16 protein-coding genes, 1 CRISPR repeat array and 1 other annotated feature are annotated in these 18,503 nt (G+C 50.7%); of the genes, 6 read left to right on the top strand and 10 right to left on the bottom strand.

Features of this window, described 5'->3' with window-relative positions; genetic code table 11:
• Positions 1 to 234: 234 nt before the first annotated feature.
• From EGT51_RS04995 to ezrA, 5 genes are all read right to left on the bottom strand, one after another.
• Positions 235 to 2,901, bottom strand: a complete 2,667-nt coding sequence (locus EGT51_RS04995) for a valine--tRNA ligase (protein WP_135367665.1) — start codon at positions 2,899 to 2,901, stop codon at positions 235 to 237.
• 70 nt (positions 2,902 to 2,971) lie between these two features.
• Positions 2,972 to 3,187 (bottom strand) — a binding site (T-box leader).
• Positions 3,188 to 3,208: 21 nt separating this feature from the next.
• Positions 3,209 to 3,718, bottom strand: coding sequence for a thiol peroxidase (gene tpx, locus EGT51_RS04990; RefSeq protein WP_125575292.1), 510 nt, complete (start codon positions 3,716 to 3,718; stop codon positions 3,209 to 3,211).
• Positions 3,719 to 3,893: 175 nt separating this feature from the next.
• Positions 3,894 to 4,409: direct repeats of the CRISPR family, unit length 28 nt; unit sequence GGATCACCCCCACACCTGTGGGGAACAC.
• 292 nt (positions 4,410 to 4,701) lie between these two features.
• On the bottom strand, positions 4,702 to 5,919 hold the full coding sequence (gene thiI, locus EGT51_RS04985; protein WP_135367664.1) for a tRNA uracil 4-sulfurtransferase ThiI: 1,218 nt from the start codon (positions 5,917 to 5,919) through the stop codon (positions 4,702 to 4,704).
• A 20-nt stretch (positions 5,920 to 5,939) separates the two neighbouring features.
• Positions 5,940 to 7,085, bottom strand: a complete 1,146-nt coding sequence (locus tag EGT51_RS04980) for a cysteine desulfurase family protein (RefSeq protein ID WP_135367663.1) — start codon at positions 7,083 to 7,085, stop codon at positions 5,940 to 5,942.
• 926 nt (positions 7,086 to 8,011) lie between these two features.
• Positions 8,012 to 9,748 carry a septation ring formation regulator EzrA gene (ezrA, locus tag EGT51_RS04975; protein WP_167850145.1) on the bottom strand — a complete coding sequence of 579 codons (1,737 nt, stop codon included), beginning with the start codon at positions 9,746 to 9,748 and terminating at the stop codon, positions 8,012 to 8,014.
• 190 nt (positions 9,749 to 9,938) lie between these two features.
• Between ezrA and EGT51_RS04970 the strand changes: the two genes are divergently transcribed.
• A complete protein-coding gene (locus tag EGT51_RS04970) occupies positions 9,939 to 10,409 on the top strand; it encodes a GAF domain-containing protein (RefSeq protein WP_135367661.1) in 471 nt (156 codons plus the stop codon).
• Positions 10,410 to 10,606: 197 nt separating this feature from the next.
• The gene (gene rpsD / locus EGT51_RS04965) at positions 10,607 to 11,212 is read left to right on the top strand and encodes a 30S ribosomal protein S4 (RefSeq protein WP_125575297.1); all 606 of its coding nucleotides are present in this window, start codon (positions 10,607 to 10,609) and stop codon (positions 11,210 to 11,212) included.
• Between the two features lie 482 nt (positions 11,213 to 11,694).
• Here the strand turns inward: rpsD and EGT51_RS12910 are convergent, their stop codons facing one another.
• The 4 genes from EGT51_RS12910 to EGT51_RS04950 all read right to left on the bottom strand — a co-directional run bounded on the left by EGT51_RS12910 (position 11,695) and on the right by EGT51_RS04950 (position 14,368).
• Positions 11,695 to 11,844: a hypothetical protein gene (locus EGT51_RS12910; RefSeq protein ID WP_167850144.1), complete on the bottom strand. Its 150-nt coding sequence runs from the start codon at positions 11,842 to 11,844 to the stop codon at positions 11,695 to 11,697.
• A gap of 38 nt (positions 11,845 to 11,882) precedes the next feature.
• Positions 11,883 to 12,566: a type II toxin-antitoxin system death-on-curing family toxin gene (locus EGT51_RS04960; RefSeq protein ID WP_135367660.1), complete on the bottom strand. Its 684-nt coding sequence runs from the start codon at positions 12,564 to 12,566 to the stop codon at positions 11,883 to 11,885.
• A gap of 146 nt (positions 12,567 to 12,712) precedes the next feature.
• Positions 12,713 to 13,747 carry an AI-2E family transporter gene (locus tag EGT51_RS04955; protein ID WP_135367659.1) on the bottom strand — a complete coding sequence of 345 codons (1,035 nt, stop codon included), beginning with the start codon at positions 13,745 to 13,747 and terminating at the stop codon, positions 12,713 to 12,715.
• Between the two features lie 21 nt (positions 13,748 to 13,768).
• The gene (locus EGT51_RS04950; protein WP_135367658.1) at positions 13,769 to 14,368 is read right to left on the bottom strand and encodes a DUF1054 family protein; all 600 of its coding nucleotides are present in this window, start codon (positions 14,366 to 14,368) and stop codon (positions 13,769 to 13,771) included.
• Between the two features lie 78 nt (positions 14,369 to 14,446).
• Between EGT51_RS04950 and EGT51_RS04945 the strand changes: the two genes are divergently transcribed.
• From EGT51_RS04945 to EGT51_RS04930, 4 genes are all read left to right on the top strand, one after another.
• Positions 14,447 to 14,899 carry a YueI family protein gene (locus EGT51_RS04945; RefSeq protein WP_135367657.1) on the top strand — a complete coding sequence of 151 codons (453 nt, stop codon included), beginning with the start codon at positions 14,447 to 14,449 and terminating at the stop codon, positions 14,897 to 14,899.
• Between the two features lie 43 nt (positions 14,900 to 14,942).
• A complete protein-coding gene (locus tag EGT51_RS04940; protein WP_135367736.1) occupies positions 14,943 to 16,196 on the top strand; it encodes a replication-associated recombination protein A in 1,254 nt (417 codons plus the stop codon).
• 413 nt (positions 16,197 to 16,609) lie between these two features.
• Entirely contained in the window at positions 16,610 to 16,897 is a 288-nt protein-coding gene (locus EGT51_RS04935) for a hypothetical protein (RefSeq protein WP_135367656.1), read from the top strand.
• A gap of 96 nt (positions 16,898 to 16,993) precedes the next feature.
• On the top strand, positions 16,994 to 17,473 hold the full coding sequence (locus EGT51_RS04930; RefSeq protein ID WP_135367655.1) for a universal stress protein: 480 nt from the start codon (positions 16,994 to 16,996) through the stop codon (positions 17,471 to 17,473).
• A gap of 72 nt (positions 17,474 to 17,545) precedes the next feature.
• Here EGT51_RS04930 and EGT51_RS04925 read toward each other — a convergent pair whose 3' ends face one another.
• On the bottom strand, positions 17,546 to 18,403 hold the full coding sequence (locus EGT51_RS04925; protein ID WP_135367654.1) for a helix-turn-helix transcriptional regulator: 858 nt from the start codon (positions 18,401 to 18,403) through the stop codon (positions 17,546 to 17,548).
• Positions 18,404 to 18,503: the final 100 nt, after the last annotated feature.

The raw sequence follows: 18,503 nt of genomic DNA, 5'->3' as shown, positions 1-18,503 counted from the left end.
TACCGGCCGCCTTACCGTTCCGCGAAGCTCTGATTGGTCGTTGCCAGCGACGTCAATCCCATAGGCTCGTCATATTGGTAATGTCTTTGGCCTTTCCGCCAGTATTGACCGGAACTGCGGTCACCCCCTTTTCCCACTGAACTTGTTCCCTAACCACAATTGCCAACGCCAACGCAAAAAGCGGCACCCCAACCATCACTGGTCAGAGTTCCGCTTTGTTTAAAAATTCAGTTGTTAAAGTTGGGCCTTAATGTCGGCCAGTCGTTGCTTGGTAGCGGCCAACTTCTTTTCGTTGTCGGCTTGCTTCTCGCGTTCGGCGTTGACCACGTCTTCTGGGGCGTTGGCCACGAAGCGTTCGTTGCCTAACTTCTTGGTTGCCCGTTCAACTTCAGACGTGAACTTGGCAACTTCCTTGTCCAGACGCTTGGCTTCGTCGTTTAAGTCGACCAATTCGGCCAGTGGCACTGAGACTTCGGCGCCGGTGATGACCGCCGTCATGGCTAACTTCGGAGCGACCAGGTCGGCACCAATTTGCAAGTTCTTCGGGTGAACGAACCGGTCGATGTAGTCGCGGTTGGTCTCGAAGACGTGTTGCAGCTTGTCGTCACTGGACTTGATCTGCAAGTCGATTGGCGTGGACATTGGCGCGTTGGCTTCGGCCCGAATGTTCCGCACGGCCTTGATCAAGTCAATCAGACTGGTCATATCCGTTTCCGCCGTTGGGTTGTCAAATTCTGGGTGGTCGACTGGGTAAGCCGCCGTTACCAGTGACTTGCCGTCATGCGGCATAGCTTGCCAAATGGCTTCCGTCACGAATGGCATGATCGGTTGTAACAGGCGCAGGGTCTGATCAAGCACGTAGGCCAGCAGATCTTGCTTAGTGGCCTTAGCCGCCGCGTCATCACCGTTCAAGACTTCCTTACTCATTTCGATGTACCAGTCACAGAAGTCGTTCCAAATGAAGTTGTACAGGGAACGGCCGGCTTCACCGAATTCAAACTTGTCAAACATTTCCGTGACGTGCTTGACCGTGTCGTTTAAGCGACTCAAGATCCATTTGTCAGTCAGGTCCCACTTGTCAGCAGCGGGGACGACCGGCTTGGTGTTGTCGCCCAGGTTCATGATAACAAACCGGCTGGCGTTCCAGATCTTGTTGATGAAGTTCCAGGCCGCATCCATCTTGTCGTAGCTGAACCGCACGTCTTGGCCCGCCGTGGATCCGGTGGACAAGAACCACCGCAGCGCGTCGGCACCGTACTTGTCGATGACATCCATTGGGTCGATCCCGTTGCCCAAAGACTTACTCATCTTGCGCCCATCTTCGGCCCGAATCAAGCCATGCAAGAGAACGTGTTTGAACGGCCGCTTGCCGGTGAATTCCAGGCTTTGGAAGATCATTCGGGAAACCCAGAAGAAGATGATGTCATAGCCGGTGACCAAGGTGTCGGTTGGGAAGTAGCGTTTGAAATCAGCGCTATCTTCATTTGGCCACCCCATCGTGGAGAATGGCCACAGCGCACTGGAGAACCAGGTATCCAAAACGTCAGGGTCTTGTTCCCAGTTTTCAATGTCTTTCGGCGCTTCTTCGTTGACGTAAACTTCGCCGGTCTTCTTGTTGTACCAGGCTGGAATCCGGTGGCCCCACCAGAGTTGCCGGGAAATAACCCAGTCGTGGACGTTTTCCATCCATTGCGTGAAGGTGTGTTCAAAGCGTTCTGGCACGAAGTCAACCGCATCGTCGCCTTGTTGGTTCTTGATGGCGGCTTCGGCCAACGGCTTCATTTTCACGAACCATTGCGTGGATAACCGGGCTTCGACTTGGACCCCGGTCCGTTCGGAATGCCCAACGGAGTGGACGATTGGGTCGACCTTCAACAGTAAGCCTTGGTCATCCAAATCAGCAACCATAGCCTTGCGGGCGTCAAACCGGTCCATGCCAGCGTACTTGCCGGCCTTTTCGTTCATGGACGCGTCTTCGTTCATGGTGTTGATCCGTTCCAGGTTGTGCCGGTTACCGACTAAGAAGTCGTTCGGGTCATGGGCGGGCGTGATTTTTACCATCCCTGTCCCAAAGTTGATGTCAACATATTGGTCAGCGATGATCGGAATCTTGCGGTTAGCCAGTGGCAAGATAACTTCCTTGCCGACTAAATCCTTGTAACGCTCGTCGTCCGGGTTGACCGCTACGGCCGTGTCCCCCATCATGGTTTCAGGACGCGTCGTCGCAATTTCAATGTAGTGCTTGCCGTTAAACGTGTAATCTGGGTCGGCAAACGGGTACTTCACGTGGTAGAAGGCCCCTTTGTCGTCTTGGTGAATAACTTCGATATCAGACAGAGCTGTCCGCGCTTGCGGATCCCAGTTGATGATGTATTCGCCCCGGTAAATGAGCCCCTTCTTGTACAAGGCCACGAAGACTTTCTTGACCGCGTCGGACAGGCCGTCATCCAGTGTGAACCGCTCGCGGGAGTAGTCCATGGATAAGCCCATCTTGGCCCACTGCTTGTGAATCGTTGCGGCGTACTCGTCCTTCCATTCCCAAACCTTGTCGACAAATTTTTCTCGGCCGAGGTCATAACGGGTAATGCCTTGTTCCCGCAAACGGGCTTCCACCTTGGCTTGCGTGGCGATCCCGGCATGGTCCATCCCTGGTACCCATAACGTGTCGAAGCCCTGCATCCGCTTTTGCCGGATGATCATGTCTTGGAGCGTCGTGTCCCAGGCATGGCCTAAATGCAACTTACCCGTGACATTGGGCGGCGGCAATACGATAGAATACGGGGTCGCCTTTTTGTCCCCACTGGGTTTGAACACATCTTCATCGAGCCAAGTCTGGTACCGACCCGCTTCAACGGCGGTCGGATCATACTTGGTCGGCATATCAATTTGCTTGTCTGCCATGTAAATCAATTCCTTTCTTGACTAGGGAAGCGACCGGTCTAGGTGTACAAAAAAGGCTCCCCATCCTAAAAATTAGGACGAAGAGTCTTCGCGGTACCACCTAAATTGGGCGTTCATGCCCCACTTAACTTCTTTGTTAACGGAGAGTGCTCCGGTTCGGGCTTACTATCGGTTCAGCCCAACAGCTCACAAGCTACGTTCACGTGAGAATCTCACCAGGCTTCCACCAATCCCCGGCTCTCTTCAACAGACCACTTCACGCTACTGACTTGCTCAATGCTACTTTCACAGTTTACGCAATTTCCGACTAAAGGTCAACACGTTTGACCAACTTTTCCAGGGCATCAATGGCCGCCAGATAGTCAGGTTCGTCAGTTTGTTCAGTCACGATTTGCCGGTAAACAATCTTACCCGTGTCATCAATGATCCAAATCGACCGGGCCAAATTACCCAAGTTCGGGACGTACAGCCCCATTTCGTAGCCAAACGACAATTCTTCGTCTGACAACAAATCAACGTTTTCCACGCCTTGAGCCGCGCACCAGCCAGTTTGTTCCGCAATCGAGTTGTTCGAGATCGTCGCAAACCGCGCATCTGGATAGTGGTCCGCCTGCTGGGTGAACTTTCGCGTTTGAATGGTACATACTGGTGTATCCAGGTCCGGAACCACGCTAATCAAGGTCACTTTGCCAATCAAGTTAGCCGTCTTGACCTTCTTATTTTCCTGATCGAATACCTTAAACTTTGGTAACTGATCCCCTACTTCTGGCAACGTACCAGATAAGGAGAATGTATCGCCGAGTCGTGTGACTTCCACGCAGATCAACCCCTTCAGTTATTTATCGGCTCTCACCGACTAATTGCTTTAATTATCGCGCAACTCCAGGGGTAATGACAAGCATTTTGCCATAAAATTGTGAAAAACTCTGGTGGCTTACTCCCACGCTTGTGGGGAATACAGGGAGGAAGACTTAACTTCCTCATCAACCTTGGGATCACCCCCACACCTGTGGGGAATACAAACATGATTGACGATAAAGCCGCCGGATTATAGGATCACCCCCACACCTGTGGGGAATACCCAAGGTGCTTGATATTGCTCAGCCTCTGTACAGGATCACCCCCACACCTGTGGGGAATACGGCCGTACCCTCTGACAAGTACGACCGTTAGCAGGATCACCCCCACACCTGTGGGGAATACCCGTCGACAATCTGTTTCTTAGTGGCTGATTTAGGATCACCCCCACACCTGTGGGGAACACCAAGCAAATCAAGAACAGCTGGTCGCAGACCCGGGATCACCCCCACACCTGTGGGGAACACTTTACGAAGCAATTCGTTATCAGCTTTGACTTGGGATCACCCCCACACCTGTGGGGAACACGCTGATGCCAAAGCTAACGGTACTGGATATCAGGGATCACCCCCACACCTGTGGGGAACACATCATCGATTTCTACCTCCAAATCCTTAATTCGGGATCACCCCCACACCTGTGGGGAACACACTAAACAAATCCCGTCAGACCGGCATTTCATTTTCGCGAAAACCCGAAATTCATTTAACTTTGTTTTTTACCAGCATAGCCTAAATCCGCTAAGTTCTCAACTAAAACTCTACAAGAAAAAGGCCTGGGAAAAATCCCAGACCCTTGTTCAGCAACGCTAATTAGTCGACACGTGTCTCCAAAGCAACCGGTTCCGCTTAGGCCGACTACGCGAACCATCCCAAGCCAGAATTGTTCGCGCAATAGCCTTAATGCTCACCGATTAACCGCCCTTGGAGCCACGCTTATTGCCTACAGCAATTCAGCAAAGACATCCTCATTTTGGTTGAGGTAGTTGTCCCCGGGCCGGATCTCCGTGATGGTGATGCCGTCCAAGGCCTCTTTCATCAAACCTTCCACGTCGATGTACCCTTCGTACTTCCGGGACTTTTCTAAGCTCGGATGCGTCTTGGGTGCTGGTGGCGTGAAGATGGTGCAGCAGTCTTCGTATGGCAAGATGGACAGGTCGTAAGTGTCGATATTTTCGGCCACCTTGATGATCTCCGTCTTGTCCATTGACAACAATGGCCGCAGGATTGGCATGGATGTCACATCGTTGATGGCCGCCATGCTTTCCAGCGTCTGTGACGCCACTTGTCCCAGTGACTCACCGTTGAAGATGCCCTTGGCGTGGCGCATCTCTGCGATGGCCGCCGTCAAGCGCAACATCAACCGCCGTTGGACCGTCATCAAATAACCTTCGGGGACCTTTTCCTTGATGGTCTCCTGGATCTTGGTAAATGGCACCTGAATGAACTGGATGCCCCCTGAGTAACCCGCTAGCCGCGCCGTTAATTCCTTGGCCTTGGCCAGGGCTTGTTCGGACGTGTATGGCGGACTGAAGAAGTGGACCATGTCGATCTTCACGCCGCGGCGTAAGGCGTAGTAAGACGCTACCGGTGAATCAATTCCACCAGACAACATCATGACCGCCTTACCCCCGGTCCCGACTGGCAACCCACCAGCGCCTTGGATGGTCTCTCCAGACAGGAAGACCCCGTTCATCCGCACTTCGACCCGTAGTTCCAGGTCGGGATGCTTCATTTGCACGGTCAATCCCGGTACGTTTTCTAAAATCGTGCTCCCGAGGATCTCGTTCATTTGGTACGTGTCGTAGGCAAATTCCTTGTCTTGCCGGCGCGTGTTGATTTTAAAGGTCATGCCTGGTTTGAAGACTTCCTTGACCATTGCCACGGCTGTTTCCTTGATGGCGTCGATATCCTTATCGACCTTGACCGATGGCGAGAAGTTTTCAATCCCGAAAACGCCCTTCAGTCGGTCCATGACGGCGTCTGAATCCGCCCCATTTAAGGTGACGTGCAAGCGATCATGCTGGGCTTTCACTTCTAGGCCCTCAAAACTACTGAGTGCCTTACGGACGTTTTGGCCAAGCTGTTTGATGAAGTCTTTCTTGTTTTTTCCCTTCGTCGACAGCTCGCCGTAACGGACCATAATTTCACTGTATTCCATTGCGCGACCCCTTTCGTGAGTTAGTTTAATTTGGCAAATTGCGTGTAAAGTTCATCAAAGACTTGGTTGAATTTCTCCGCCTCTGCCATGGTGTTGTGTTCATCCAGCGAAATCCGTACGGCACTGGTGGCAATGCTGTCGTCGACCTTCATGGCCTGTAGCGTACTGGATTCCACATGCTTCTTGGAGGAGCAAGCACTGGTCGTGGAAATGTAAATGTCGTGTTCCTCAAACGCGTGGACGATGGTTTCCCCCCGAACGCCGGCAATCGCAAAGCACAAAATGTGTGGCGCAAAAACTGGCAGGTCCTTGGAGAAGACCGTGACGTTTGGAAACTGTTCCACGTGATGCAAAATAGCCAAGCGAATGGCACGTTGCCGTTCGACCTTAGCCGCTTCATCATCTAACAACAAGCGTAAAGCCTTGGCCATTGCCGCAATGGCTGGCAGGTTTTCGGTCCCGGAACGCAAATTTCGTTCCTGACCCCCACCGGCCATCAGTGGCGTAATCTTGCGACCTTGGCGTTTGTACATAAAGCCAATACCCCGGGGTGCATGGAACTTGTGCCCGGAGAACGTGACGAAGTCGACCCGGTCGTTAAAGATCTTGTCGGCTAAGCCCTTCCCAATGCCTTGAACCGCATCGATGTGCCAGTGGATCCGCGGAAAGTCACGCATGACGTCCGCAATTTCGTCGAGCGGTTGGACCGCGCCGATTTCATTGTTGACGGCCATGGTCGACACTAGAATCGTGGTCGGCTTGATGGCGGCGCGCAAGTCGTCCGCAGAGACCCGGCCGTTTTCATCAACTGGCAGGTAGGTCACTTCGAACCCTTCTTGCTTCAACTGTTCCATGGAATTGTGGACGGCCGGATGTTCCACCTCGGTCGTGATCAAATGGTTCCCAAATTCACGTTTGGCCATCGCTGTGCCCTTGATGGCCCAGTTATCGCCTTCGGTACCGCCACTGGTGAACAAGATCTCACTCAGCTTGGCTCCCACGAGATCAGCGATTTGCTGGCGGGACTGTTCCAACAGGTTAAAAGCCTGTTCCCCAAATTTGTGCAAACTCGATGGGTTTCCCCAGTAATTCGCGCTGACCTTCGCGTAAGTATCGACTACTTCGGGCGCTGCCTTGGTAGTCGCACTGTTATCAAAATAAATCATGCTGAACCCTCTTATCCTTTTTCTATTGGTTCGACTCCGATAGAAATTCCTTCTCATTATAAACACAAACGCTGCTGACCACAAGCCTTTCAACCGGAAGTCCGTCATGTAAGCGATACCTTACCCGTAGCAAATCGACATTATCGCCAAACTGGTTATTCTGAGCAACCCGATTCCCGCTGCCGCCTTACCGCTCGCCGGCTAGTCGCCTTTTGTCCCGCTCTGATTACAAACCTAAAAGTTGAAACTGAAATCAACGTGCTGATTGTCATAATGACGGTGTTCCAACACCTAAAATTGGTGAAACCAGGCGCCTGCGTCAGGCTAGGGTGGGGCCTGCTCTGAGGAACGGCTCCAGCCTGAGGGGCGGTCTTCCGCCTTGCTTGAAAGCCTGACAAAACCCGCCAGTCTCTCAAGTCGCCCCGCGCTGTGGGCTGAGAAAGGACCTCAGCCAACACCGCCGACACAGCTGGCTCCACCCTGGCTGCCTCCGGCAAGGTGAAGGTTATCAGTAACACTGTGATAACCAAAGACTAGTCGTCAATGCAGCTGCTATCTGGGGTTAAAGCAACTGTTACTAACACGCACTACCGTAGCCGAGAGTTCGCCAAATATGGGTTCAGCCGTGGGAGTTCCCTTAGTGACATGGTTCATGTCGCTTAGGGAACTGGCGTCTTTGAGACGCGAACTTCGGCTCAAAGCGAGGCGTCGAGACCGTACTTTGGCTCGACCCGTCCGCCCCAGCGTTCCAACCCATATTTGGCGGACGGTAGGCGGCCAGCTCGAATTGTGAGACTGTAAATGACTATTTTTAACGTCAGAAGTCGCATGATAACAATACTTTCAGCTGATTTCTGTCTTTCAACCCTCAGTGACAAACAAAGCAGCGCTACCGGATGGGGTCCGAGTAGCGCTGCTAAGTGAGCTTAATCTTTTTCAGTTTGCCGCCGTTTGGGCTTAGCCGTGCCTTTGCGGTCGTAATAGGCATCTTCCAAGCGCTTGTAGGCCCCGGGTTCGACCTGTTCTAAGGCCGTGGCGATAGTTTCTAGTGCCTGGGCGTACTGGTACTTGTGTTCGAACAGGTCAGCCGCCGTGTGACTAGCCGCGGCCACATCTTCGTGGCTGGTCTGGTACCGGTTGGCGTACTGCAGAAGTTGTTCGGCCAACTGGGAACTGTCGACCAAGTCGTCCGTTTTCTCCTGTAACGTGTCCAAATCTGTTTGAATAATCAACAATTGTTTGGTGATCCGCTCCATGTCAATCTGGGGTTGGTCCATGTCCGTCGCTAACTGGGCGACCTCATCACGGACTACGAAGAAGTAATCCAAATATTCTTGGGGAATCCCCGGCAAATTCAGGTTCTCAACCTGCCGCCGTAAACTATGTAGATTAAAATCAAACTGTTGTAAGGTGTCGCGCGCCTGCCGTTCTTCGTCGGCCAAACCCGCCACGCTCTTTAAGATATCGGCCTGTTGCTCTTCAATCTGCTTCAGGTCCTTCTCCTGTTGGTTTTGATGGGCCAACACTTGGGAGAAGACAGCTTGCTTGCCACTCAACGCCTGCACATCCTGTTGATACGTACCGTCGATGTGACGTAACTGTTCATTTAACTCCCGCGCCGTTTCCAATTCTTGGTGATCCAGCGTGTAGTTTTGACTCAATCGGTCCAACTCATTTAATAAGGCGTGGCTCTGGTTTTGCGCATGGGCAATGAACTTGGCGACTCGATCTAAGTTCTGGTTGACCGGTTCCTTGGCATCCATTTCCGTTTGCATCACGTCGTAAATGTGGTCGATCTGCTTGGCGATGCGATCATTGACGACCGCCGCATCGGACGGCCGCAATTCCGCCAACGTATTGGCGTTGTCCTTGATGTGTTCCTCGGCGTCTTGAATCAGGCCAGGCACATCTTGGTCGCCAAATTGGTAATGGTCCGCGGCCAATTGCTGGTAGCCGCCCTTCAATTCCTTGATCTGGTCCGGAAAGACCACCGTCAAGTCCTTATATAGGGGTGGGATCGCCGCAATCAAGTCTTCCAAGCTGGTGGTATCCGTTTGTAATTGGCTTAAAACGTCCGCCGCGCGCTCGTGGTCGCCGTCTTGGGTTAACCGGGTAAAGGTATCAAAATTACCCTCCAACTGGCCTAAGCGTTCTTCTAAGCCATCAATGCTGGGGCCAAATGCAAAGTTCTTGGCCAGCAACGTCTTCCGTAAGTCCTGGTACTTCTTTTCCAATTCATGAACGGCCTCACGGTGTTGCTTATCGATCTCTTGGAGGCTCGCCAACTGGGCCTGTACCTCTTGCACCAATGCATCCGTTTGGTTAACCAGTAGTGTGATCTTGGTCAGGCGCTGGCGCAATTGAATCAAATTCACACCGCGTGAATCACTCATCAATTGGTCTAGTTCCTGATCAATGCGCTTAAACCGGTTTTCCGTAATGTCTTGATAGTCGGCCTGAAGCTGTTGGAACTGCGCCAACGATTGGCCGGTCAGACTTAACTTGCCGACTAAATTCAGCTCATCTGTTAGTGGAATAGCCACCATCGATTCTTTTTTTGTGGTTAACGCCGTGACCTGTTTGCGAATGCGCTGCTGGTATATCAGCACACCCACGTAGACGACAATCGCCAGAATCACGATTCCAATCAACACACCTACCATAATTGACCCCATCCTTCATCAGCATTTCAACGTTTAACGAGTTGCAAAATCGCTCGGTTCATTTTACAATTTAATCTAATTTCGATTATAGCATAAGTCAGGCCTAGGCTTCACTAGGTTTTCATGATTCCCTGACCCTTTTTTACCTATATCAAAATAATTTAATCTTTAAACTTTGGAGGCCTTTCATATGAGTGTAGCAATAAATTCTTTAATCACCGAACAACTCGACGCCCTCTTGCACGGCGAAACCAATCTGGTAGCCAACCTGGCCAACGCCTCGGCGTTACTAAAGCAAACGCTCGATGACGTTAACTGGGCCGGCTTTTATTTGTACCAACCAGCCACCGATGACCTCATCTTAGGCCCCTTCCAAGGCAACGTCGCCTGTGTCCACATTGAAAACAATCGCGGTGTCTGTGGCACAGCACTCGCCACCCAGCAGGTCCAACGGGTCGCGGACGTGCACCAATTTGCTGGGCACATCGCTTGCGATTCCGCCAGCAACTCCGAGGTCGTGGTACCTTTGACCCTGGCCAATGGTAAACCGCTGGGCGTCATGGACATCGACTCCCCGAGTCTGGATCGGTTCAGTGCCGCTGACCAAGCCGTTTTAGAAGAATTTGCCCGGGTTTTGTTAAAACACATTGACAACCAGTAGGCTTTCTGGTTATACTGGTCGTTGTGTAAAATAATGCAGCGATAAGTGGTAAGCTCGTCAACAGATTGTTGCCGTTACATTGGTTCAAGAAGTAACCTGCGGCTGCATAGGGTGAAACTTGCAAAGCAACCTGCACGAATACTAAACTTATAAACAGCTTATTTTACTCCAAATAATATTTATTGGAGGAACTATCTATGTCTCGTTACACTGGCCCAAGCTGGCGTATTTCCCGTCGTTTAGGGGTATCCCTTTCCGGCACTGGTAAAGAATTAAACCGTCGTCCTTACGCACCTGGTGATCATGGTCAAGGTCGTCGTCAAAAGTTATCTGAATACGGTACGCAATTGCGTGAAAAGCAAAAGCTCCGGTTCACTTACGGCATGACTGAACGTCAATTCTACAACTTGTTCAAGCGTGCCGGCAAGATCTCTGAAGGTACTCACGGTACTAACTTCTTAATCTTGCTCGAACGTCGTCTGGACAACATGGTTTACCGTTTAGGTTTGGCAACGACTCGTCGTCAAGCTCGTCAACTGGTTAACCATGGTCACATCACTGTTGATGGCAAGCGCGTTGACATCCCTTCATACGAAGTCGAAGTTGGCCAAGTCATCTCCGTTCGTGAAAAGTCCAAGGACATGGCCATCATCAAGGGCGCTGTTGAAGCCGTTGTTGGTCGTCCACAATACGTTCAATTCGATGCTGACAAGCTGGAAGGTTCCCTTACCCGCTTCCCTCAACGTGAAGAATTAGACGCAGAACTTGACGAATCTCTTATCGTTGAATACTACAACCGTTAAGATTAATTCTGACTGGTTTAAAAAATCTCGCCTTTGGGCGGGATTTTTTTCGTTTCTTTAGAAAATAAAACATGTGCCGCCCTCCTCGGTAGCTTAGAACTGGTTCTACTCCGGTGGAGGGAAATTGAAATAACTATTAATCTACTGCTCCAACTAATACACAAACTAAGAAAGCTAATAAATGGAATTACGTTAAGAGCTGTCTTTAAAAAATTGTAATTTTGCTTATTCCTCAATTTAGTGCCCTATTACTAATCTTACACTTCCACCCCGGCTGGACAATTTGCACAACAACACCTAGCATTGCCGGCCCCTTAATTACAGTTGTCTTAAGTGCTATTTCTTACTGCATCGACTTTCACCGAGCAAAGAATGAAGCTACAAAACTCGAAAAAAGTTACAAAACTGAGCATTAATTAAGAATCCTCCCAAATGAAAAAAAGCCACCCTACCCGTTGGATAGAATGGCATCATTTTATAGATTATTCCTTGGACAGCTTTCTTAAAGCTCCTACTAGTTCTTTATTCTTTAATACTTCACTGATAGCATTTTTTATTTGTTTGCTACTTAGCTTATTATCTTTCTCTTTCACAACAAGTGGCTTACTGATTTCATTTCTTAATTCTTTCATTGTTATAAATACCTCCGTAATAAAAGCCTGACCGCCTTTTATTTCAAGTAGTCCCGTAGCAATCGATCATATGTTAGATGTGTATTTTTCAACAAAAAACCATAAACATCATCTACTGTTAGTTCATCTCTAGCGATACCCTTCGAAATTTCGTACATTCTATCTTGATTGAAATCTAACGTCATATAATTAAGGTACATAAACGCACTAGCCACTAATAGTCCCGTTCGTTTATTTCCATTCATAAAAACCTGATAATGTGCAAATTTCCACCAATAAACAGCTGCTTTTCTAAGCAACGAGGGTATTTGATCTTCTCCGAAATAAACAGAATGCTTTGTACTCTCGATGATATTATCCAACAACTTACGATCCCTTATACCATAAGAACCGTAAACTCCTTCTTCCTCAAAAATAGATTGCGCATTTTCATTCGCATCAATCGCTAAATCCACCGTAGGAAACAATGCACCATCACTTGCCGCAACTAGAATCCGCTTCTTTACACGCTCTTGCTTGTTAATGATATAGATAGATGCATAATAGTCGTTCAATCTATTTACTTTTAAATTTAAATTATTCTTCTCTATACTGGTGTGTTTGTGTAAGTAATCGTTCAATATCAGTTTTCCTAGTTCATCGAACTGCTCCTCTCCAGGATAACTTAAATAAACAACATAGTCATATCTTTTACCCATATAGATCAATTTTTTCTTTTTCATGATCACTATTTTACGCCATATTAAAAATAACAAACAGTATTTAGCTTAATTCATTGATGCAAATCCGTCTATCTAAAATATACCTGAAAACACTTCTTGTCAAACCCATAAAAAAGCGCCAGGCCATCTAGCCCAGCGCCTTACTTTCACTCCTGCTCCGAGGTAATCCGGTGGGGTTTCAACTGGACGTCAAAGACTTCCAAGAAGAACGCCACTAGCGGTACCCCGACAATCAGGCCCCAGGCGCCGAAGATGCGCTCGCTGATAATCAACGTGATGAAGGTCACGAAGATGGGCAGGTTGGTGGCGTTGGCCATCAGCCGGGGGTGCAAGAAGTACGATTCGAACATGTGAATTAAAATGACTAAGACCAAGACAGCCACGACCCGAATCAAGCCGCCCGTCAAAAAGGCCACGATGGTCAACGGAATCAAGGAGATCAGCACCCCAGCCACCGGGATCAAGCCCAAGAAGAAAATCATAATGCCCAGGATCAACAAGCTCGGCATGCCGATGATCCACAGTCCCAGCACCATCAGGATCGTGTTGATGGTGCAGATGATCAGCTGCGTTTCGATGACCGTCCCGAAGATGTGGACGAACTTTAAGATCAACTGCCCCATAGGCACGAACAGCCCGGCAAACCGACTCTTCGTAAAGGCGTGCACGAAGGTCTTCAACTGGTTTTTGGTCAGATTAAAGATGAAGCTGAAGAAAAACGCCAGCAGAATCGTTTCCACGCCCGAACTGAATCGCGATAACTGCCCCATCCCGCTGGTCAACAGTGTCTTGCCATTGCTGATGACCGACGCGTTTTGCGACAGATTCTTGATCAACCGCGTCAACTCCGTCTGTAGCTGTGGATACGTCTCGATCAATTTATCAATCGCGTTGGGCAGATTGGACGCCTCGGAGACCAGCGGCGGGATGATCTGGGCAAAGGCCGCCACCAAAATTGCCAAGAACAGCACGTAGACCAGTAGCGTCGACCACAGATGATGCACGTGAAAGTGATGCTCGATGCCCATGATGGCCGCATCCCCCAGGTAAATGAAAATCACCGTAAACAGGGCCAGCGACAAGAAGGCATGCGCCTCCCAGGCAATAATGATCAATAAGACCAGGGCGACGTAGGTCATCGTCAGCGGATTTTGCCACACCCGCTTGAATAGATTGCTCACAGAAAAACTCCCTTCACTCGCTTAGATTCGAATCAATTGGTCATACAGTGGCAATAGAGCCGTCACCGTCTCGCGAATCACCTGAACTTGCTGGGCGGGCGTCCCCATAAAGAAGTCGCTGCCCCGTAAGAAATTACGACCGACCTGCCATTCGGCGTGACGCTGCGGTTGTTGGCGCATCAATTCCTGATACGTCGCCCGCGTCAACGGTTGGCCACAATTTTTATCGGTGTGGTCCCCACCACATTCGAACCCGGCCGGCAATTGGAGCACCGTGTCTTCCGGCAGACTGCTCAAAAGCGCTTGGCGATTCTTCGCCTCCTGCAAGACCGCCAGCCAAATGAAGAACCGGTCGTCCCAGAAACCAATTTCGATGTGCGGCAACATTTTGTATCCCCGCTTCGACGTGCTAAAGGCCACCCACGTATCCGGTGGCGGATTTTTAGACCGCCGGCGATGCTGAGAAATGTGATCGTAAATGGGCACGGCCAATTTAGCAAAGACCGGTTTCAGGTCCGTCACGGTTGCCTGAAACTTCGGATCAATTTGCGCCTTGATTTTTCCCAAGCGCCCGGGCAACGTGGTGTCATCCCAGACGTGAAAGTCTTGCTCCCCATACATTTCGCAAAGTCTCCTTCCCTGAAACTCTTTACCATTCCATGTTATACTAGTGGGACTAACTTGAAAAGAGGGAAACGCATGGCTGAGAAGAGTCAAATGGAACAACACTTACAGAATTCTGTCTACGGCACCCCGAAGATCAATCCGGACGAACAACGCCACTACCTGGGAACCTTCCGCGAGCGGGTCTCTTTGGCAATGACGATTGCGGAGGTCACGGACCGGGCCAACTTGGATGCGTTCATCACGGAGATCTCGGCCCATCCGGACTATCAAGTCATTTTGAATGGCCACATCGCTCAAGCCGACCTCGCACCTTACCTCAAGCTGGCGAGCCAACACAACTTAAAATTCACGATTCGCCAAGACACCATCTACGGCGTCAACGATAGCGACCTGGGGCTGGTGGTGGCCAGCGACACTGCCATCAACCAGAACCCCATCAGCTTAGCGAAGAAATATCCTGCCAAACCGGCAACGCCTCCCGCTGCCGCCAAGAAAAGTTGGTTCGACAAATTAATCGGCCACTAAGAAAGGAGTCCCATTTTTGGCACAACATCCCCTTGCTTACCGCATGCGGCCCCAACGGTTGGAAGATATCGTGGGTCAACAAGACCTGGTCGGACCAGGCAAGATCATCGCCCGGATGGTCGCGGCTAAGCTACTTTCATCAATGATTTTATACGGGCCACCGGGCACCGGGAAGACCAGCATCGCCAGCGCGATTGCCGGTTCCACCAAGTATGCCTTCCGCAAGCTCAACGCGGCCACCGATTCTAAAAAGGACCTGCAAGTTGTGGCTGAAGAAGCCAAGATGAGCGGGACCGTTATTTTACTGCTAGACGAAATCCACCGGTTAGACAAGACCAAGCAAGACTTCCTGTTGCCTCACCTGGAAAGCGGACGCATCATCTTGATCGGGGCGACCACCGAGAACCCCTACATCAACATCAACCCCGCCATTCGCAGTCGGACGCAGATCTTTGAGGTCCATCCGCTGTCACTCGAGGACATCAAGACGGCGTTGAACCGCGCCATCACTGATAAAGCGCGTGGCTTGGGCCAACTCGACTTGCACGTGGACGACGACGCGCTAGCCTTCATGGCCGGAGCCACCAACGGCGACCTGCGCAGCGCCCTGAACGGCCTTGAATTGGCCGCGCAATCCACGCCACCGGACGACACCGGGGCCATCCACGTCACCTTGACCGTGGCCGAGGCCTGTTTTCAACGCAAGGCCCTGATCGGCGATAAAAATGGTGACGCCCACTACGACGTGATTTCCGCCTTTCAAAAGTCCATTCGCGGTAGCGACACCGATGCGGCTTTGCACTACCTGGCCCAACTGGTGGCGGCGGGTGACCTGCCGTCGATCTGTCGCCGGTTGATGGTCATTGCCTACGAGGATATCGGTATGGCGAACCTCCCCGCGGCGGCCCGGACCGTTCAAGCCGTCCAGGCGGCCCAACAGCTGGGATTGCCAGAGGGCCGAATTCCACTGGCCGATGCGGTCATTGAGCTGTGTCTGTCGCCCAAATCCAATTCGGGAATCGCCGCGATCGATGCGGCCCTGGCCGACGTCATGAACGGCCACAACGGTGCGGTCCCCGACCACCTCAAGGATGCCCACTACAGCGGCGCCAAAAAATTGGGGCACGGCAACGGCTACCAGTTCCCACACGATTTTCCCGGCGACTGGGTCCAACAACAATATTTGCCGGACGACCTCAAGCATGCCGAATACTACCATCCCAAGGCCAACGGGCGGTTTGAAACGCAATTGGGCGAACAATACCAACGCCTTTTACGGGCTAATCGACGTCGCTAATTGAATTTTTAATATTTATATGCTAATATACAAGTGGTTCTAAGGTGTACGCGTTGTCTCACTACAAGTTGCCGATCAAGTAATTTATAAACGGGATTGCAAGACGCTAGAGAACATGACATGCCTTTTCACTTGGAAGTCAGACGCTCTAGCTAGCTTTCCCCCCTGCATTGTCATCGCGGGTCAACATGACTAGACAATTAACGGCACCACTTAGATCAGCAAAGCTCTGCTTTGAAGGCCATTCCTTTGAATGGTCTTTTTCTTTTGGGTTCAAACAATCCTGGGACACCCCCAGGATTGTTCGTGTCGCTAGTGCACCGCAGAAGGCCGCGTAAAACCCATCTTGGGTTCTGGCGCGTAATCGGGTATACTTAGTCTCACAGAACCAATTTTTAAGGAGGAGTCATCCCTTGGCCATTACGATTTTAATGATTTGCTACACCCTCTTAGCTCTTGGTATCGGCTGGTATTTTTACAGTCACCGCAAGCGGGCTTTTCTGGTTTTTCATCCCGAAAAATCCCCTGCTCTCAGTAACGTCTTAAGCATTGGGGGCATCCTCATGATGCTGGTCGGCGTGGTTGCCGCCATAGCGACGGTCATGAACAACACCATCTTTATTTCCGCCGTTTTATTAGTGGGCGTCATCGTGGTGATTGGCCTCCAGCTGATCCTGGTGCGGTGGTTGCCTAAGGGGTAACCGGTTTCACTTTTCTTTCATTTTTTGACCATTTCGCTTTTTATTTCACGTTAAATAACGTATGATAAGAGTATAAAGTAATGAGAGGTGAACAATATGTTACAACAATACAAGCACATTTTAGTCCCAGTTGATGGTTCTTACGAAGCAGAATTAGCTTTCAAGAAAGCGGTCGCTGTGGCTAAGCGTAACGATGCTGATTTACATCTCGTTCACGTTGTTGATACGCGGGCTTTCCAAAACATTTCCAGCTTCGATACCAGCATGGTTGAACAAGTTACGGAAACGGCAAAGAAGACACTCGACAAGTACGTGGCTGATGCGAAGGCTGATGGCCTTGAGAACATTGACTACGCGATCGAATACGGCGCACCGAAGACCATTATCGCCCGGGATGTTCCCCGCGATAATGATACGGACCTGATTATGATTGGGGCTACCGGGTTAAACGCCGTGGAACGCCTCTTGATTGGTTCTGTCACCGAATACGTTACCCGGACGGCGGTTTGCGACGTCATCGTGGTACGGACGGACCTCAACAACCAACCAGCCAAGGTTACTCACGCCGAAGCTTAAAAGTTAAGATTGATACTGAAAAACGTCGCTGCGTAGGCAGTGGCGTTTTTATTTTACCCTAAATTCAATTCATTAATCCATCAATGCTGACCCGGCGGCCGGCGCTAACCGCTGTTGTAATGCGATGTTGTGTGTCACTAACGCCAACGTCTTGGCAATCGTCAGGCTGCGACGCGCGGCGGCCTTGGCACTCAAAGCCACCTCTGCCTGACCGCGAATTTCGTAAAGCACATCGATCAGGTAAAGTGACGCCTGTTGCTTGACTGCTCGCAAGGCTGATTCGACGCTTTCAATCACCAGTTGGGGCTGTTGGAGTTCCAGATACATCTGCGCGATGCGATAACGCGCCCAGATCAACCGGCGGAAGTCCGTTTCATCGTGCCATTCAAAGTCATCGAGGTACCCCACCGCTTCACTCAGGTAGTAACGGGCCTTTTCCAGTTCCTGGCGGCGCAAGTAAGCCGCGGCCATCCCCACGTTGCCGACAATGGCGTACAGGTCCCAGGGCATTTGATACGAGCGGTGTAACAACAGGTTAAAGTGGAAAATAGCCTCGTCCGGCCGTTCATGTGCGCCCAATTCAATGAATCCCCGGTAGTAATGATAGCGTTCGCGGTCAAAGGCACTCGCCACGTCCGACATCTCAACGGCCGCCAACAGGTTTGCGGCTGCCCGGAAGTTTTCCTGACGAATGGCAGCGGAAATCTCATCGAACTGTTCGTCCATCCCGCTACCCACGCCCGCCAAAATATCGTTGAAGGACACATTTAACCGCCGGCACACCTGCAGCATGATCTTAATGCTGGGAATCTTGTTCTTCTTTTCCATCAGGCTTACCGTGGCTTGGGTACAAATGCCGTCTGCCAATTCCTGCTGCGACATATTTTTTTGTTTCCGATATTGCTTTACCTTATTCCCTAATAAACGCATCTGCTTTCTCTCCCTCACGTCTCGCACGTTGGTCAGTTACCAATTCCGATAAAGCCGAACATTACGCAACCAGTGCGCGTAACGGCATCCAGACGTTCAC

The organism is Levilactobacillus suantsaiihabitans, from assembly GCF_004745505.1.
Lineage (GTDB): Bacteria > Bacillota > Bacilli > Lactobacillales > Lactobacillaceae > Levilactobacillus > Levilactobacillus suantsaiihabitans.
The sequence above is the reverse complement of the archived record's forward strand: the minus strand, read 5'-3'. Positions and strand labels throughout refer to the sequence as shown.

What these genes read in the sequence shown, in the direction of transcription:
- EGT51_RS04930 (WP_135367655.1), top strand. Translation starts at nt 16,994, where the DNA reads ATGTTACAACAATACAAGCACATTTTAGTCCCAGTTGATGGTTCTTAC.
- EGT51_RS04945 (WP_135367657.1), top strand. Translation starts at nt 14,447, where the DNA reads ATGGCTGAGAAGAGTCAAATGGAACAACACTTACAGAATTCTGTCTAC.
- EGT51_RS04950 (WP_135367658.1), bottom strand. Translation starts at nt 14,368, where the DNA reads ATGTATGGGGAGCAAGACTTTCACGTCTGGGATGACACCACGTTGCCC.
- EGT51_RS04960 (WP_135367660.1), bottom strand. Translation starts at nt 12,566, where the DNA reads ATGAAAAAGAAAAAATTGATCTATATGGGTAAAAGATATGACTATGTT.
- EGT51_RS04980 (WP_135367663.1), bottom strand. Translation starts at nt 7,085, where the DNA reads ATGATTTATTTTGATAACAGTGCGACTACCAAGGCAGCGCCCGAAGTA.
- EGT51_RS04940 (WP_135367736.1), top strand. Translation starts at nt 14,943, where the DNA reads ATGCGGCCCCAACGGTTGGAAGATATCGTGGGTCAACAAGACCTGGTC.
- EGT51_RS04995 (WP_135367665.1), bottom strand. Translation starts at nt 2,901, where the DNA reads ATGGCAGACAAGCAAATTGATATGCCGACCAAGTATGATCCGACCGCC.
- thiI (WP_135367664.1), bottom strand. Translation starts at nt 5,919, where the DNA reads ATGGAATACAGTGAAATTATGGTCCGTTACGGCGAGCTGTCGACGAAG.
- EGT51_RS04925 (WP_135367654.1), bottom strand. Translation starts at nt 18,403, where the DNA reads ATGCGTTTATTAGGGAATAAGGTAAAGCAATATCGGAAACAAAAAAAT.
- rpsD (WP_125575297.1), top strand. Translation starts at nt 10,607, where the DNA reads ATGTCTCGTTACACTGGCCCAAGCTGGCGTATTTCCCGTCGTTTAGGG.
- EGT51_RS12910 (WP_167850144.1), bottom strand. Translation starts at nt 11,844, where the DNA reads ATGAAAGAATTAAGAAATGAAATCAGTAAGCCACTTGTTGTGAAAGAG.
- ezrA (WP_167850145.1), bottom strand. Translation starts at nt 9,748, where the DNA reads ATGGTAGGTGTGTTGATTGGAATCGTGATTCTGGCGATTGTCGTCTAC.
- EGT51_RS04970 (WP_135367661.1), top strand. Translation starts at nt 9,939, where the DNA reads ATGAGTGTAGCAATAAATTCTTTAATCACCGAACAACTCGACGCCCTC.